At 63.0% G+C, this 14,413-nt stretch carries 14 protein-coding genes; 5 read left to right on the top strand and 9 right to left on the bottom strand.

Annotated elements, in window-relative coordinates; all coding sequences use genetic code 11:
* The first annotated feature begins 66 nt into the window (after positions 1–66).
* Together JYK05_RS25990 and JYK05_RS25985 are read left to right on the top strand one after the other, a co-directional pair.
* Positions 67–411: a hypothetical protein gene (locus tag JYK05_RS25990; RefSeq protein WP_206470699.1), complete on the top strand. Its 345-nt coding sequence runs from the start codon at positions 67–69 to the stop codon at positions 409–411.
* A gap of 24 nt (positions 412–435) precedes the next feature.
* Complete coding sequence (locus tag JYK05_RS25985) at positions 436–954, top strand: glycine zipper family protein (protein WP_206470698.1); 519 nt, start codon at positions 436–438, stop codon at positions 952–954.
* Positions 955–960: 6 nt separating this feature from the next.
* Here the strand turns inward: JYK05_RS25985 and JYK05_RS25980 are convergent, their stop codons facing one another.
* Positions 961–1,803: a hypothetical protein gene (locus JYK05_RS25980; RefSeq protein WP_241270113.1), complete on the bottom strand. Its 843-nt coding sequence runs from the start codon at positions 1,801–1,803 to the stop codon at positions 961–963.
* A gap of 40 nt (positions 1,804–1,843) precedes the next feature.
* Positions 1,844–2,596 carry a lipoate--protein ligase family protein gene (locus JYK05_RS25975; RefSeq protein ID WP_206470696.1) on the bottom strand — a complete coding sequence of 251 codons (753 nt, stop codon included), beginning with the start codon at positions 2,594–2,596 and terminating at the stop codon, positions 1,844–1,846.
* Positions 2,597–2,853: 257 nt separating this feature from the next.
* Here JYK05_RS25975 and JYK05_RS25970 point away from each other — a divergent pair, with 257 nt between their 5' ends.
* Positions 2,854–3,084 (top strand): hypothetical protein, encoded by a 231-nt coding sequence (locus JYK05_RS25970; protein WP_175945753.1) that lies wholly within the window; start codon positions 2,854–2,856, stop codon positions 3,082–3,084.
* 5 nt (positions 3,085–3,089) lie between these two features.
* Here JYK05_RS25970 and JYK05_RS25965 read toward each other — a convergent pair whose 3' ends face one another.
* The gene (locus tag JYK05_RS25965) at positions 3,090–3,857 is read right to left on the bottom strand and encodes an SDR family oxidoreductase (protein ID WP_206470695.1); all 768 of its coding nucleotides are present in this window, start codon (positions 3,855–3,857) and stop codon (positions 3,090–3,092) included.
* A gap of 140 nt (positions 3,858–3,997) precedes the next feature.
* Entirely contained in the window at positions 3,998–4,495 is a 498-nt protein-coding gene (locus JYK05_RS25960) for a hypothetical protein (RefSeq protein WP_175945755.1), read from the bottom strand.
* Between the two features lie 209 nt (positions 4,496–4,704).
* On the opposite strand from JYK05_RS25960, the gene JYK05_RS25955 reads away from it, so the two are divergent.
* On the top strand, positions 4,705–5,409 hold the full coding sequence (locus tag JYK05_RS25955) for a glutathione S-transferase N-terminal domain-containing protein (RefSeq protein ID WP_175945756.1): 705 nt from the start codon (positions 4,705–4,707) through the stop codon (positions 5,407–5,409).
* Between the two features lie 398 nt (positions 5,410–5,807).
* Positions 5,808–6,170, top strand: coding sequence for a hypothetical protein (locus JYK05_RS25950; protein WP_241270112.1), 363 nt, complete (start codon positions 5,808–5,810; stop codon positions 6,168–6,170).
* Between the two features lie 79 nt (positions 6,171–6,249).
* On the opposite strand, the gene rpoD is transcribed toward JYK05_RS25950, so the two are convergent.
* The 5 genes from rpoD to JYK05_RS25925 all read right to left on the bottom strand — a co-directional run bounded on the left by rpoD (position 6,250) and on the right by JYK05_RS25925 (position 14,354).
* Complete coding sequence (gene rpoD, locus JYK05_RS25945; RefSeq protein ID WP_175945757.1) at positions 6,250–8,253, bottom strand: RNA polymerase sigma factor RpoD; 2,004 nt, start codon at positions 8,251–8,253, stop codon at positions 6,250–6,252.
* Positions 8,254–8,439: 186 nt separating this feature from the next.
* Positions 8,440–9,759, bottom strand: coding sequence for a replication protein O (locus JYK05_RS25940; RefSeq protein ID WP_206470694.1), 1,320 nt, complete (start codon positions 9,757–9,759; stop codon positions 8,440–8,442).
* A 298-nt stretch (positions 9,760–10,057) separates the two neighbouring features.
* On the bottom strand, positions 10,058–10,918 hold the full coding sequence (locus JYK05_RS25935) for a ParB/RepB/Spo0J family partition protein (RefSeq protein WP_241270111.1): 861 nt from the start codon (positions 10,916–10,918) through the stop codon (positions 10,058–10,060).
* 111 nt (positions 10,919–11,029) lie between these two features.
* Complete coding sequence (locus JYK05_RS25930) at positions 11,030–12,208, bottom strand: ParA family protein (RefSeq protein WP_175945763.1); 1,179 nt, start codon at positions 12,206–12,208, stop codon at positions 11,030–11,032.
* A gap of 172 nt (positions 12,209–12,380) precedes the next feature.
* Positions 12,381–14,354 (bottom strand): site-specific integrase, encoded by a 1,974-nt coding sequence (locus JYK05_RS25925; RefSeq protein ID WP_241270110.1) that lies wholly within the window; start codon positions 14,352–14,354, stop codon positions 12,381–12,383.
* Positions 14,355–14,413 lie beyond the last annotated feature (59 nt).

The following is a 14,413-nucleotide window of genomic DNA, read 5'->3' as shown; positions in this document are numbered from 1 at the left end:
GCCATGTGGAAGCCGGAAGTTTCCTGCCGCGACGCAAGCAAGCAAGAATCTTTTTTGGAGAAAGTCGTGAATCGCCTGAAGGCTCTTATCGCGATGTCGGTGCTCGCTACCGCCGGTGTGTCGACCACCGCGAGCGCGCATGGCGGCCATGTCGGTATCTGGTTCGGCGCGCCGCTGTATTACCCGGTGGCGCCCGTGCCGTACTACTACTATCCGCCCGCGCCGGTGGTCGCCGTGCCCGCTGCGCCGACCACGTATGTCGAACAAGGACAGGCCGCGGCCGCTCCCGCGCAGCCGAGCGGTTCCTGGTACTACTGCGACGGATCGCGCACGTACTACCCGTATGTGAAGGAGTGCCCCGGCGGCTGGCGCGAAGTGCCGGCGCAACCGCCTGCGCCGTCGAACCAATGATGAAGTGCTAACGAAGTCACGCCCATGAACTACCGAAGGCTCGTATTTCTTCTCGCGCTCACCGGCCTGTCGGCATGCACCGTCATGCCGAGCGGGCCGAGCGTCATGGCGCTCCCCGGCTCCACCAAGACGTTCGACCAGTTCCGCGCCGACGATGCCTCGTGCCGTCAGTTCGCGCTCCAGCAGGTCGGCGGCGTCAGCGCCGATCAGGCCGCGACTAACAGCGCGGTCGGAAGCGCGGTCGTGGGCACCGCGATCGGCGCGGCGGCGGGCGCGGCGTTCGGCGGCGGCTCGGGCGCGGCCATCGGCGCGGGCGCGGGCTTGCTCACGGGCAGCGCGTTTGGCGTCGGCGCGGCGCAGTCGTCCGGCTACGGCGTGCAGCGCAGCTACGACTACGCGTATCTCCAGTGCATGTACGCGGCGGGCGACAAAGTGCCCGTCAGTGGCGCCGTGCGAACCGTCACGCCCAATGGCGCTTACTCGGCCCCGCCGCCCCCGCCACCGCCGCCCGGCGTTCAGCCGCCTCCGCCGCCTTCGACCTGAGTCGAATCAGCGGCGTCGGCGCCAGCTATCGTCGGCGGGGCGCGCGTGTGGATCAAGCGGAGCGACCATTCCCGGCGCCACCAGAAGCCCCGTTACCCAGCCGATGTAAAACCGCAGGTCGCTCCAGAACTCCGCGTTCGTGTAGATGCGAAAGCTCTGCACGTGCGGGAGCCACAGCGCGAGTTGCAGCACGCCGGTCAGTGCGAGCCACGTCGCCGCGACGACAGCCGTCGCGCGGGCGCAGCGGCGAAACGTGGACGGGTCCCATTGCTCGCGCACGACCACGGAACCCGCGATCAGAATCAGCACTGAAGGAATCAGCGTCGTCGCGATGACGCGCCCTCCCCACTCGAAAGTCAGACCGCACAAATAGCCGATCACGACCGCCAGCAATGCCGCCGGCCATGCCGTCGAGCGCGGCCCACGCGCCGCGAGCCACGCGATGGTGATGAAGAACGGCATCGCCGCCCATTGCATCGCCTGCGCCACCGCTTTCGCGAGATTCTCGCCGGCCTGCTCGTTCGAATGGCTCGCGGCGACATACACGGTGATCGCCTCGTGCACGCACACGGCCACCACCGCGAAGCTCAGCGCTTCGCACGCGGCGAAGGCGGGCGACTTGGCGGGCCGTCGATGCGTCGCATCCTCGCCGAGCGCGCGCACGCGCTCCAGCACCGGATCGACGAAGAACGCGAGGATCGCGCCGATCAGAAGCGCCGCGGCGGCGTCTGTCAGCGAAAAGTGTCCGACAAGCGAGACGAGTCCTTGCCACAGAAACTCGGGCGCGGCCGCGCAGACGGCGACCCAAAGCGCAAAAAAGAAGCCGTTCGATGCACGTCTGAGCGGCATGGCCACCTCGATGCGGTTGAAACGGACAGCGACCAGACGCTCAACCTGTCTCCGGCAGCGAAGCCCGCGCAAGACGCGCGGCGAGCGCATCGCACACGCGCGCGCGCAGGTCGGCGGGAATCTCGAAGCATTCGTACGCGAGCGCCTGCGCGACGGTGACGACTTTCATCTCCTGATAGCGGCGTCCGCTGCCGATGAGCGTTTCGAACGCGTTGGCGCGCTCGTTGATCTCGACCGGGTCGGCATCGACCAGCAACACGGCGTGGGCGAGCACGGCGTAGAGCGGCGTGTCGCGTTCATCGGCTGGTTGCGGCGCGCGCCGCCAGTACTGCGCGGTGCCCGCGATCTTGCGCGCATCGTTGCCGGGCCCCCACGCCAGATTGAAGCGTCCATCGCAAAAGGAGCCGTCCACCGCCTGATGATGCGTGAAAACGCCGAGCGTTTGCAGCGCGTCGGCCAGGATGCCGCAGAGATGCACGTAGACCGTCTCGGCGAGCGCGCCCATCGGAGCGCGCACGGGATAGGCAAGGCTCACGTTCACGATGCCCGGTCCTTGCGGCACCAGGCCGCCGCCCGACAGACGCTGCCATACCGGACAGCCGCGCCGCGCGAAGTTCGCGCGGGCATCGGCGAGCGCCGGGTAGCGTTGATAGCTGCGCGGCACCGAGAGCGAGACGGGCGCGGTCCAGATGTGCGCGACGGCATCGCCCGATGCGGCGCGCGCAAGAAGTGCTTCCTCGGCGTCGAGCGGATCGCCGGCAAGCATGGCGGGATCGAGCAAAACGAAAGGCATGGGATCAGGTGAGGGCCGCGCCGGTATCGACGCCACCGGGAGATGGTAGCGAAGATCGGCGGCGGCGGCCAAATGCGTGCAGCGGCTTCGCGTTACACCGGTTCGGACGAGCCGCCCGGCGCGCCGCGAGCACTCGAACCGCGGGTAAACCGCCCCGCGCGCTTTATCGTTCAGGCCATATGATGCTCGAATCAGCACACGAGACATGCGCCGGCTCGCCGAAGCCGGCGGCAAGAACATCAAGAAGGAGACGACCGATGACGAAGATCGCCTACGAAGACTTCGAGCGGCAGGTAGTGCAGCATCACCTGATCAAAGGCAACGTGTACGAAAACGGCGCGGCGCTCGTCGAACGCGCGAACCGGTGGATCGCTGAGAACCGCATCGACGTGTTGAACGTGGAAAGTCTCTCCACCTTCGGCGCCGGTGACGATACCAGCGTCAGCCACTGGTACTCGGGCATTCGCGTCTGGTATCGCACCGAATAGCGCGCTCAGCCGCGGCCGACGAACGGCATCTTGGTCGCCATCACGGTGTGGAACAACACGTTCGCTTCGAGCGGCAAGTTCGCCATGTAGAGCACGGACTGGCCGACGATCTTCACGTCCATCATCGGCTCGACGGCGATCTCGCCGTTCGCCTGCGGCACGCCGCGCGACATCCGCTCGGAGAGTTCGGTAAGCGCGTTGCCGATATCGATCTGGCCGACCGCGATGTCGTACTTGCGGCCATCGAGCGATGCGGACTTCGTCAGGCCCGCGACCGCATGCTTCGTCGCTGTGTAGGCAGCCGAATTCGGACGCGGCGCGCTCGCGGAAATGGAACCGTTATTGATGATGCGCCCGCCTCTCGGCGACTGCGCGCGCATCGTGCGAAACGCCTGCTGCAGGCAATAGAACATGCCGTTCAGATTGACGTTGACGACGCCCTGCCACTGCTCCGGCGTCCAGTCCTCGAACGGACCGGGCGGATTGCTCACGCCCGCGTTGTTGAACAGCAAATCGACGCGTCCGAAGCGCTCCACCGCCGCCTGAAAGAGCCGCTCGACCGATTGCGGATCGGCCACGTCGGTCGGGACGGCCAGACCGCGTTCGCCGGCGCCGGATTCGGCGATAACCGCCTCCAGCGGCGCGCCGCGGCGGCCCGCCAGCACCACCGACCAGCCATCGCCTAGCAGCGCGAGCGCCGCCGCGCGTCCGATGCCGCTTCCCGCTCCGGTCACAACCGCGATCTTCGAATTCTTGTTGGCTGCTTCAGGCATGTCTCCGTTCTCCTGTCGACCGGAGTGGGCGCGCGAGCGTCGTTCTCCGGTTCCATGTGTGGAAGTGTTGGGTGGCGCGCGACAGTGCGCGCGTCGTCGATCAGGCGAACATTATCGGCGAAATGCCTTGCAACGCCGTTTCAATGACTGCTCGTCGCGTCGGTCGCGACCGTGCCGGCCGTGTTGCGCATGGGGCTGCCGTTGCAGAAGATGGCGGTCATCAGCATCGGTACGACTTCGTGCACCACGGCCGTGCTGCCTGCATCGCGCACGCGCGCCTCGACCGACTCCTTCGATCCGACCACGACGACGCCGTACGCCGAATCGTTGATCGGCTCGCCCTTGCCCTGCTTGAAAAGCGCGTCGCCTTGTTCGTAGCCGAGCACGGCGTAGACGCGAAAGCCGTACGCGGTGAGATCGCTGCCGTGCGTCGGCCGGAAAGCGTTGACCGAGTTCGCTTCGACGCGCATTGGGCTGGCGTCGATGTACTGCTCGTCGCGCAGCGGCGCGATGAAGCGATGCGCGCTCGACTTGCAGTCGAGCTGTTGTTCGAGCGGGTAAGCCTGCGACACGCTGGGCAGCAATCCCCCAGCCACAGCGGCGAGCGCGGTAAGCGTTGCGAGAGGAACGGTTTTCATGGCAGCGGCAAGGCAGCGGTTGAGGAGTCTGGTCGTTGAGGTTCCGGCTGTCGGCGCCGGTTTTGTCGCGGAAGTCGCAATTTCTGAGCCAGGTTTCGCGGAATGCGGCACGGTGAACGTTGCGGCGGCATGGAGAACGTGATTCGCGTGATGTGCGTCGAGTGGGCGAACTCGCTATATTGAGCGATTCCCATCGAACAGGACCCGCCATGCCCGCGCTCTCCGACTTTCCGATCACCCGCAAATGGCCCGCGCAGCACCCCGACCGTATCCAGCTTTACTCGCTGCCCACGCCGAATGGCGTCAAAGTGTCGATCATGCTTGAAGAAACCGCCCTGCCCTACGAGCCGCATCTGGTGCGCTTCGATACGAACGATCAGATGTCGGCGGAATTCCTGTCGTTGAATCCGAACAACAAGATTCCAGCGATCATCGACCCGAACGGCCCCGGCGGTGAGCCGCTCGCGCTGTTCGAGTCGGGCGCGATTCTCATCTATCTCGCCGACAAGTCCGGCCAGTTGCTGCCCGAAGACTCGGCGCGGCGTTACGAAGCGATCCAATGGCTCATGTTCCAGATGGGCGGCATCGGTCCGATGTTCGGCCAGCTAGGCTTCTTCCACAAATTCGCGGGCAAGGACTACGAGGACAAGCGGCCGCGCGATCGCTACGTGGCGGAGAGCAAGCGTCTGCTCGGCGTGCTCGACGCGCGGCTCGCTGGCCGCGAGTGGATCATGGGCGACGACTACAGCGTCGCGGATATCGCGGTGTTTCCGTGGGTGCGCAATCTGGTCGGCTTCTATGAGGCGCGCGATCTCGTTCAGTTCGACGCCTACGCGCATGTGCAGCGCGCGCTCGATGCGTTCGTCGCACGGCCGGCGGTGCAACGCGGGCTCGACATTCCGAAGCGCGGGTGACGCGAAGACCGTCGATGCACTGAGACCGTCGCGCGACGCATGATTGCGCGACGTCTGAGGAAATGCGTGAAGCATCAAGCGCTTAGCTGCTCGATGCTCAGGATATCCACATGGTTGATCACTGAAACTGTGGACAACGATACTGCGTTGTCGTGAGCGAGCCGTTCAAAAGATACGAGAGTGAACGCGCTTTTTGCAACCGGTCCACAATAGGCGTTTAACGCGCGCATTTCGCACGACGGGCGAAACACGTTTCGCATCAACGCGTTGGCTCGGCGATGCTCAGGATATCCACACGCTTGTGCACGGAAACTGTGGACAACGCGGTGCTTTGCGACCGCTATGGATGAGCCCGGCGCGCCATGTCTCGATGCGATGCTTCGTTGGACTGGGACGCCATGAACACTCCTTCCTTCTTTGATCTCCGTAGGCGCAGCGCGCGAACGCTGGCCGCCGCTGCGCTCGTCGGGTCCGCATGCGCGGGCGCGCACGCGCAGGCGGTCGGTCAATGCCCCGGTTACGTCGAAACAGATGGCGGCAGCGCATTCGACGTCGCCGCCATCGTGAAGGACAGCGGCTCGCCGCAGTCGGCGCTGGAGCGCGTGCGCCGAGCGGTATCGAAGATAGACGCGGGCGGCGGATGCTCGATCTTCGCCAACGTCCACGCTTGCGAAGAGACGGTGACGCTCGCGCGGAAGGCGATCATCGCGCTGCAGGCGTGCGCGGCGGCATCGGCGCCGAAGGGCACGACGCGCGGCTGAGCGGCGCAGGCGAAAAAAAACGCGTGCCGTCCACTGGACGGCACGCGTTGCGGCCCTGCTCGTACTACTGCGCTCGGGCTTAGCGATCCAGGAACGGACGCAGCTTGTCCGCGCGGCTCGGATGCATGAGCTTGCGCATCGCCTTGCTTTCGATCTGGCGAATACGCTCGCGCGTCACATCGAACTGCTTGCCGAGTTCTTCGAGGGTGTAGTCCGACGCCGTGTCGATACCAAAGCGCATGCGCAGCACCTTTGCTTCGCGCGGCGACAGCGCGTTGAGCGCATCGTCTATGGCGGCACGCATGTTCGCGTGCACGGCGGCATCCGCCGGCGACGCGGCGCCCTGGTCTTCGATCATGTCGCCAAGCGTTGCATCGGCGTCCTCACCGACCGGCGTTTCCAACGATACCGGCTGCTTCGCGATCTTGAGAATCCCGCGTATCTTCTCCTCGGGCATTTCCATGCGCTCGGCGAGCACCGACGGATGCGCTTCCTGGCCGGTCTGCTGCAGAATCTCGCGCGAAATGCGGTTTAGCTTGTTGATCGTTTCGATCATGTGAACCGGCACGCGGATCGTGCGCGCCTGATCGGCGAGCGAGCGCGTCACGGCCTGACGAACCCACCACGTCGCGTACGTCGAGAACTTCCAGCCACGGCGATATTCGAACTTGTCCACCGCCTTCATCAGACCGATGTTGCCTTCCTGGATCAGATCCAGGAACTGCATGCCGCGGTTGACGTACTTCTTCGCGATCGAAATCACGAGACGCAGGTTCGCCTCGATCATCTCGCGCTTCGCCTGACGCATCTTCAGCTCGGCAGCCGTCATCTGACGGTTGATCTGCTTCAGTTGCTTGAGCGGCATGGCGACAGCGGCTTCGATGTCGATGAGCTTTTGCTGCTCTGCCTGAATGGCCGGCAGACTGCGCTCGAGCGATGCACCGTATTGCTTGGCGCTTGCGGCCGTGCGCGCCGTCCATTCGAGATCGGTCTCATGTCCCGGGAACGACTCGACGAACTTCTCGCGCGGCATGCCGCAGCGGTCCACGGCGATCTGCAGAATGCGACGTTCGATCTCGCGTACTTGCGCGACTTGCTGCTGAACGTTCGCGCACAGACGGTCGATGGTCTTCGCCGTAAAGCGGATCGATCCCAACTCGCGTTGAATCTCGGCGCGCGCGCGTTCGACCGCCTTCGTTGCTGCGGCACCCGAACCTTTCGGATGACTGGCTTGTTCGGCCAACTCGCGCACGCGAGCGAAAATTTCGAGGCAGTCCGCTTTCAGTTGCTTCAAACGCGCTTCGTTCGATGCACCGGCATCGCCACCTTCGATGTCGCCGTCGTCGTCTTCGTCGCTATCCGATTCTTCGGCGTCCGTATCGATGTCCGTCGAATCCGTCACTTCGGAGGCCGAAATTTCTTCTTCCGCTGCGTCGTCTTCCTTGAGACCGTCGACGAGTTCGTCGATCTTGAGCTCGCCGGATTCGACTTGCGCCGCGTCCGCCAGAATGCTCGCCACCGTCGACGGGCATGCGGCGATCGCCTGAATCATCTCGTGCAAGCCGTCTTCGATGCGCTTCGCGATAGCGATTTCCCCGGCGCGCGTGAGCAGTTCGGTCGCGCCCATTTCCCGCATGTACATGCGAACCGGGTCGGTCGTGCGGCCGAATTCCGAGTCGACGGTCGAAAGCGCGTTTTCGGCTTCCTCTTCCGACTGTTCATCGGTCACCACCGTCGGCGCGTTGTCGCTCAACAGAAGCGTTTCGGCGTCCGGTGCTTGCTCGTAGACGGCCACGCCCATGTCGTTAAACGTGCTGACGATGGTTTCCATCGCCGCCGTCTGCGCGAAGTTGTCGGGCAGATGGTCGTTGATTTCGGCATGCGTCAGATAGCCACGCTCCTTGCCCAACTGAATCAACGCGCGCATTTGACGCTGACGCTCTTCATCCTGCTCCGCCGTCATCACGACATCGGGCTGCACGTTGCCGGCCTGGCCCTTTGCTTTGCCTGCGCGTCGGCCCGGCGACTTGCGCGCCGGCGCGACGATATCCAGCTCCGAATCTTCCCGATCAAAACTTGCCATACTTTCTCCTCGACAGGTTTGCTCGGCGATGACAGGTCCCCGGAAGCGAGCGTACGGCCCGCATGGATATCGAATCACTTTCGATCACGGACGGCTTGCTGAGAATCGCATCGAGCAAAGCGCGCAAACCGCGTTCGCGCAGCTTGCGTATTTCAATCGCCTCTAGAGGCGGAACCTTAGAGTATATCAGGGTTTGTTGCGACGCAGCAGGTTTTTCAAAAGGTCTGCTTGATGCGACATGTCGCACCGCGCGGGTCGTGAGATCACGAGTTCACGCAGGTTTTCCGACTCCCGCCTCGATGTCGATTTGGGGACGGCACCGACTGTTTTCAACCTGAGGAGTCGTTTCAGGGCCGTGACGTGTTCCGTGCTGCTCGGCGCTTGCTTGTCGACTTCGTGCTCGCAGATGTGGTCGAAATCCTCCTGCCGCTTAACGCCTTCGACGTTCAACGCCTCGTGCGATACCGGCGAGATGTGGCCACCGTCGAGCGCTGCCACGAAATCGGTGGCCCAAGATCCCACTCGCACGCGAGGACGCGGCTCGTCACGGTGATGCGCCGTGAGTTCCGTGGCATCGGCGGAAACGACATAGCGCGTGAGCCCGTCGCGGCTTACGAATGTTTTGCCGGCGATCGCCCGAGTGGTGTTCACGATGTGCAAGTCTTGCGATTCGCGCGACTGTCGCTGTTCCGTCTCAGCGCGAAGAGTGCGAACTCGGTAGGCGTAATCGATCGGCTTCTTCAGCAGAGCGCGCAGGTAGTTGATCGGATGCTTTGCCCGCTTCAGATGCTCCCATGTGGTCTCTACGACGTCGGAGAGAAGCTTTCCGTGTTGTCGCGCCTCCCCCATGAGTTTGAAGATTAGAAATTCACGAAATCCCAGCAGCCGCAGGCGTTTGAGATCGGCGGGGAGGCGGGCCGGTTGTCTCTTTTGATTAGTAGGGGATAGATCCTTATATATAGCACCGTCTGCCAGGGTGACAGACGGTGCGGTCAAGAAATCGCCCGCGGAGTTGTACACGGGCGCCTGGTTTGACTCGCGCGCAGAACCACTGTCAATCGCGGGCTTCTCGGTCAAACCGAGCAAGTCGGCCGCTTTAGGTGTCAGGTGCAGATAGGCTCTACCGAACAGACCGGCGCTTTGATACCGCGTTTGCGGAGGGCGCGTGATGAATCCCGCTGATTGGAGGTCTTCGAGGCTCCGATAGAACGTGCGCATGGATTGAAGGGCTCGCCCTGTCAAGAGCTCACGTCGGGCGAATATGGCTGCGAAGGGGCGAGCAGCATCGACAGTCCGAGCAAGGGCGGCGAGCACCGCGCGGGCGCGGGCAGGCAGGGCGGACAGGTGATTGGCGCGATGCGCTGCGCGGAAAATGATCCAGGGCAGATTCGACCGGTCACAAGCGTATTCGTCTAGCGCCTGTCGGTCTTCTGGCGCAGGAAGCAGGTCACTATTTTGCGGACGAGAACCAACCTCGCCTGCAACGGAAAGTTGCGCGATATGCATGTCAAGTGCGTCCATTTCGAGAAATGGAGGACAAACGCTTGACTGCCGATCGCGATCCGCTAAACTTCGAGATGTGCACTCGTGACCCGATTGGCGTCGGGAAGCGAACCGGGCGAACAGCAGTTAAGCCCGAATTCAAAAGCCTTCGGTTGGCGCCGAAGGCTTTTGTCTTTATACAGCGTGTCGGTTACATGGCTACCTCGGCCAATTGATGCTTTTCGGACGTTTCCAGCGCAGTGTTAGCGCTTGCCTGACTGCAAAACTCTAAGTCGTTGATTTTTAACGAGTACCTAGTAGGTCACTCATCTTCGGCGGTCTCGCTTAGCGACTTGCTAATGAAATCCGCTATCCGCTGCCCCCAATCATTCGCAGCGCCGGCGTCTTTCTCGAAGAACCGGACTCCTACCACTCCATTCCGAGTCGTTACTTCGCATACCTTCCGCCGTCCTGCGCGCACGACTGTCGCGCTAGGCTGCGCGACCTTGGGCTTCTCAGCAACGAGTGCCACCGCTTTGTCCTGAGTGAAGCTCTCATCGTCGACGAGGCGCTTCACTGCTTCGACCACCTTCTCACTTTTCCCGGCTTCCGCAAGCGCCGCGAGCTTCTGGGCAGCGTTACTCCCGAGGCGCTCAGGCTTTGCGGCCAATATTTCCTTCGCTGCGTCCGGCAGGGCGTCGAACGAGAAAATGCGGCTTACGTGGCTTTTGCTCAGTCCGGCGCTTTCGGCTATCTCAGTGCGCGACAGTCCGCTCAACTCCTGCAGCCGTTTGAAGTTCCAATACTTTTCAAAGTCCGTAAGGGATGGCGATAGCAGGTTCGAGAAGAAAGCGGCGAACTCAATCTCGCCTTCCTCGATGGATGCAACGTTCGCGCGAATGGTGCCGCGTCCGAGTTCGCGATACGCGGCGACCCGGTTGTGTCCGGCCACAATCTCGTACCGCCCGTCTGAAACGGACCGAACCAGAATCGGCGTAGCGAGGGCGTGCTGCGCGAGATTGGTCTTCAGTTCCTGAAACTGCTCGGCCGTGAGCTTTCGGCGACGTCCCGGTACTTCTACGAGCGCGTCGAGCGGCACTTCAAGCGCCGCCCGTTCTTCAAGTTGCGATTCCAGTTCCTTAATGCGAGCCTGCGCCGCGTTGATGCGATGCTGCGCATCCATCAATCTTCCGGGCGAGGTCCGCGGCTCGGTGTTCGCGGGTCGTTGAGACGTGTCAGTCGGCTTGCTGCCGACGTTTGCAGTCTTCGCGAGGAGCCTATCCCCAATCCCCATTTATTCCTCCTTCTGGTTCCACGCGCGGACGAATTGCGCGTCGAGATGCTCTGCGAGCCGGTCGAGCGGCTCTTTGAACCGGTTGTATGCGGCCGTGCTTCCATCCGGTTTTGACAAGTCGTAGACGGTAGAGAGTTGGGCGGATGCTCCCTTCGGCACAGTGGACTCGGGGATCTCGAACGGCAGGACGCGATCGCCGTAGGCTTTTTGCAACCAGCCCCGCACCACGCGAGACACATCGTCCGACTTGGCTTTAGTCAAGATCACGTTCACGAAGTCGAAGCGCTTCTGCTCGAGCACGCCCGGAAGCTTCTTCGCGATGTCCGCGAATAGATGCCAGAACTGAGTCGAACTCGCGAAGTCGAGAGCTTCGGGCGGGCAGGGGAGCAGAATGGCGTCGGACGCGAGCAGCGCATTGATAGTTAGATAGCTGAGCGCGGGCGGCGTGTCGATGACGATCGCGTCATAGTCGTCCGTCAAGGGCAGCAAGCCCTTGCGAACGATCTCCCAGAACTCGAACGTGCTGTCGTTGAGGACCTTCGCGGGTATCTCGAATTCGGCGTCGAAAAGCGACGAGGAAGCCGGAATCAGATCTAGGTTGTGCCAATACGTCTGCTGCACGGCGTAGCGCAGTGTCTCCTGGTCGCCATAGATGAGCGGCAAGAGCGTCTGGTCGTCGGAGATCTCAGCGTCGGGCGCCCAACCGCACAGTTGCGTCGTGGTGCCTTGCGGGTCGCAGTCGATTACCAGCACGCGTCGGCCGAGAAGCGTCAGCGCCTGCGCGGCCGAGACGGCGGTCGTCGTTTTCGCGACGCCGCCCTTGAAGTTCGCCACCGTCACGATCCGCCCGCGCTTACCCTCGGGCCGCCTGACGCGCTCTTTTGTCGCCCGTATCCAGGTGAGTGTTTCTTCCAGCGTGAACTCTTTGCTTCGTCCCGCACCCTTCGACGTTCCTGCCGGCAGTTCGCCCTTGGTCGTCAAATACTGAAACCGTTGCTTGTCGATGCCGCACAGCGACGCAACCTGCGCGCTCGTGAAAGTGGGCGCGCTCTTGCGCGGGTACGGCTCCAGCATCGCGTCGCGGATCTGGTTGAGGATGTCAGTGGCTTGAGCGGCCACCCCCAGCAGCGTTTCGATGGAAACGGATTGATCGACTTCGGGAAGCCGGGCGCTTAACATGGAGTTCGCAGTCACTGGCGGGCCTGGGTAAGCAAATAATTCTTCGGTTTGTGGAAAACATGCTGCAAACCGAAGAATAAACGCCCAACCGGTAAACCTCAAGTAAACTCTGAAGTCGTTTTCCCGCGCTCTCAGGCATTTTTACAACGTTCCCAGCGGCCGCAACGTTGCGTTAAGCGGATTCTGATGACTGTCCGAGCGCGAAAGTCTCTCTTAGAAGTCGTTCGACGCCAAGTAAACGCCGCGAACTATCGCCCTGCAAGTAAACCGATGTGGTCGAAGAGCTTGCATGCCCGAGGCCCCTGCCGATCTCGACGATGTCCGCCCCGTGCGCCAGCGCGTGGGCCGAGTGCGTGTGCCGCAACCAATGCGTGCTCGCGAGCGAGAGGAGCCGCCCGGAGCCAGGGACCTTTTTTTCCGCTGCAGCGGCGGCGTTCGCGAAAATCGCCCTGAACAACTTGCCAATACCGTCGGGCGTGATCGACCCGCCGTTTCGCGCCTGCGCGAGCAGCGGCGTGCGTTCCGGGCAGTCCAGCACGCTGGGAAGCCCGCGCATGGTCAGGTTTTCTTCCAGCGCCTCGACCACGATGGGCGGCAGCAACACGGATCGAGCTGCGCTCCGTCGCGACGCATCGCCGACGCTCAACCGCCAAACCGGCGCGTCGACGCCCCGAAGGCGCCCGACTGACAGCATGTCGGTCGTCGCATGCGCCAATTCGGCGCGGCGCAGGCCTGTGGCGTACGCGAGCAGCAGCGCGAGGCGGTCGCGATGCTCCACAAAGGTGTACTTACGCCGGGTCACGGCGTCGAAAACGAGCTTCCACTGCCCGAAGTCGAGCGACCGCGTCTGTGCATCGAAAATGGGCGGCGTCGCTGCCCGGTCCATTCCGCTGAACGGATTCGTCGCTAAGTAACAGATCCCGACGAGCCATTCGCACATCGCGTTCAATATTGAGCGCGCTGTCTCCCGGCTGCGATCGGACAACGGACCGGCGAACGGCCGCCATGCGGCGAGGCACCGCTCGACGCGGCCTTTCGCGACCCAACGCCCGGGACTCGGATTCAGAAGAAAAGTATGAACATACTCGCTGCAATCCGGCGAAGTCAGTGACGACAGCGGCTTCCTCTTTTCGACCAATGCCCACAGCAGCAGCCGTTCAGCCTCCCGCCGATAAGCCCGCCGCGTGTGGTCGCTTGCAGAACGCGCGTCGAGCCACGCGTTAATCGCCTCGATATCGGTGCGAAGAAGGCAGTTTGAGCCTCGAGCCCGATTCGTCCCGTCCGAGCCGTCGAGCGGGGCAGGGACGCGAATCGCTTCGAGCGGCGCGATAGCAACCGCGTCACCGTTCGCAATGGGACGCTCGGGCACCGCCGGCGTCCACTGTCGCCGCGGCACCAGCGCCAACGGCGAAAGCCTGTGGCCGAGCGCGTCCGAGTGCAGTTGCAGCCAGTCGACGATGCGCTGCGCGCCCTTGGGACCGAGTCGCGGCACTGCGGTGTACCAGCGATGCCGGCGGCGCTCGACCAACGCGATCAAATCCGAGATCGTCTCAATTCCCGCGGCGGTGAGCCGCGCCGCGACTGCCGGCTCGAACCAACCGTCGATCGGATGGTCAGGCCGCGGATCGTGGACCAGCGTCGCTTCCATTCGCGCGAGCGCGTCCGCCTGGCGCCGACGCAGGCGCATGTTTCGCGCGGTTCGCCTATCGACAGTCGGCGAGGCGTCCGCCGGGAACGACTCCCGATACAACGCCAGCAATTCCGCTTCGCCGAATACACCCTCAGGATCGACGCGTTCACGGAATGTCTCGAGCGTAGGCGCGTTTCCGGCAAGTTCGGCGGGCGTCGACGGAATGCTTCCCGGGCGCAATCGGAGAAGATGCGCCGCTTCGGTATCGTGCGCGCGACGCGCCAGCACAGACAGCGTGTCGCGCAAAGCAGCGATGAGCCGGCGCGTGCTGCGCACGTCGCTGCCCGAGTCGCCATACGATGCATGAAGTTGCGCCTCCGACACGCCGTCGAGATAGCCGCGATACAGGGCAAAGTGTTGACGCGTGAGCCGTCGCGTTGCGGCGCCGTCCTGCAAATCAGCTTGAGCGGAAGAAGGTTCTTTTTTGAAATCAACCATTTGGCGCGAGGTTATCAACTCAGTCCGAATTTGACAACGAAAATCGCTACATCTGATAAGTAAGATTATCAATACTC

This window comes from Caballeronia sp. M1242, from assembly GCF_017220215.1.
Lineage (GTDB): Bacteria > Pseudomonadota > Gammaproteobacteria > Burkholderiales > Burkholderiaceae > Caballeronia.
Note: the sequence above shows the minus strand (reverse complement) of the source record. Positions and strands in the feature narration are given on the sequence as shown.

What these genes read in the sequence shown, in the direction of transcription:
- JYK05_RS25940 (WP_206470694.1), bottom strand. Translation starts at nt 9,759, where the DNA reads ATGCATATCGCGCAACTTTCCGTTGCAGGCGAGGTTGGTTCTCGTCCG.
- JYK05_RS25930 (WP_175945763.1), bottom strand. Translation starts at nt 12,208, where the DNA reads ATGTTAAGCGCCCGGCTTCCCGAAGTCGATCAATCCGTTTCCATCGAA.
- JYK05_RS25965 (WP_206470695.1), bottom strand. Translation starts at nt 3,857, where the DNA reads ATGCCTGAAGCAGCCAACAAGAATTCGAAGATCGCGGTTGTGACCGGA.
- rpoD (WP_175945757.1), bottom strand. Translation starts at nt 8,253, where the DNA reads ATGGCAAGTTTTGATCGGGAAGATTCGGAGCTGGATATCGTCGCGCCG.
- JYK05_RS25970 (WP_175945753.1), top strand. Translation starts at nt 2,854, where the DNA reads ATGACGAAGATCGCCTACGAAGACTTCGAGCGGCAGGTAGTGCAGCAT.
- JYK05_RS25980 (WP_241270113.1), bottom strand. Translation starts at nt 1,803, where the DNA reads ATGCCGCTCAGACGTGCATCGAACGGCTTCTTTTTTGCGCTTTGGGTC.
- JYK05_RS25985 (WP_206470698.1), top strand. Translation starts at nt 436, where the DNA reads ATGAACTACCGAAGGCTCGTATTTCTTCTCGCGCTCACCGGCCTGTCG.
- JYK05_RS25950 (WP_241270112.1), top strand. Translation starts at nt 5,808, where the DNA reads ATGAACACTCCTTCCTTCTTTGATCTCCGTAGGCGCAGCGCGCGAACG.
- JYK05_RS25975 (WP_206470696.1), bottom strand. Translation starts at nt 2,596, where the DNA reads ATGCCTTTCGTTTTGCTCGATCCCGCCATGCTTGCCGGCGATCCGCTC.
- JYK05_RS25935 (WP_241270111.1), bottom strand. Translation starts at nt 10,918, where the DNA reads ATGGATGCGCAGCATCGCATCAACGCGGCGCAGGCTCGCATTAAGGAA.
- JYK05_RS25955 (WP_175945756.1), top strand. Translation starts at nt 4,705, where the DNA reads ATGCCCGCGCTCTCCGACTTTCCGATCACCCGCAAATGGCCCGCGCAG.
- JYK05_RS25960 (WP_175945755.1), bottom strand. Translation starts at nt 4,495, where the DNA reads ATGAAAACCGTTCCTCTCGCAACGCTTACCGCGCTCGCCGCTGTGGCT.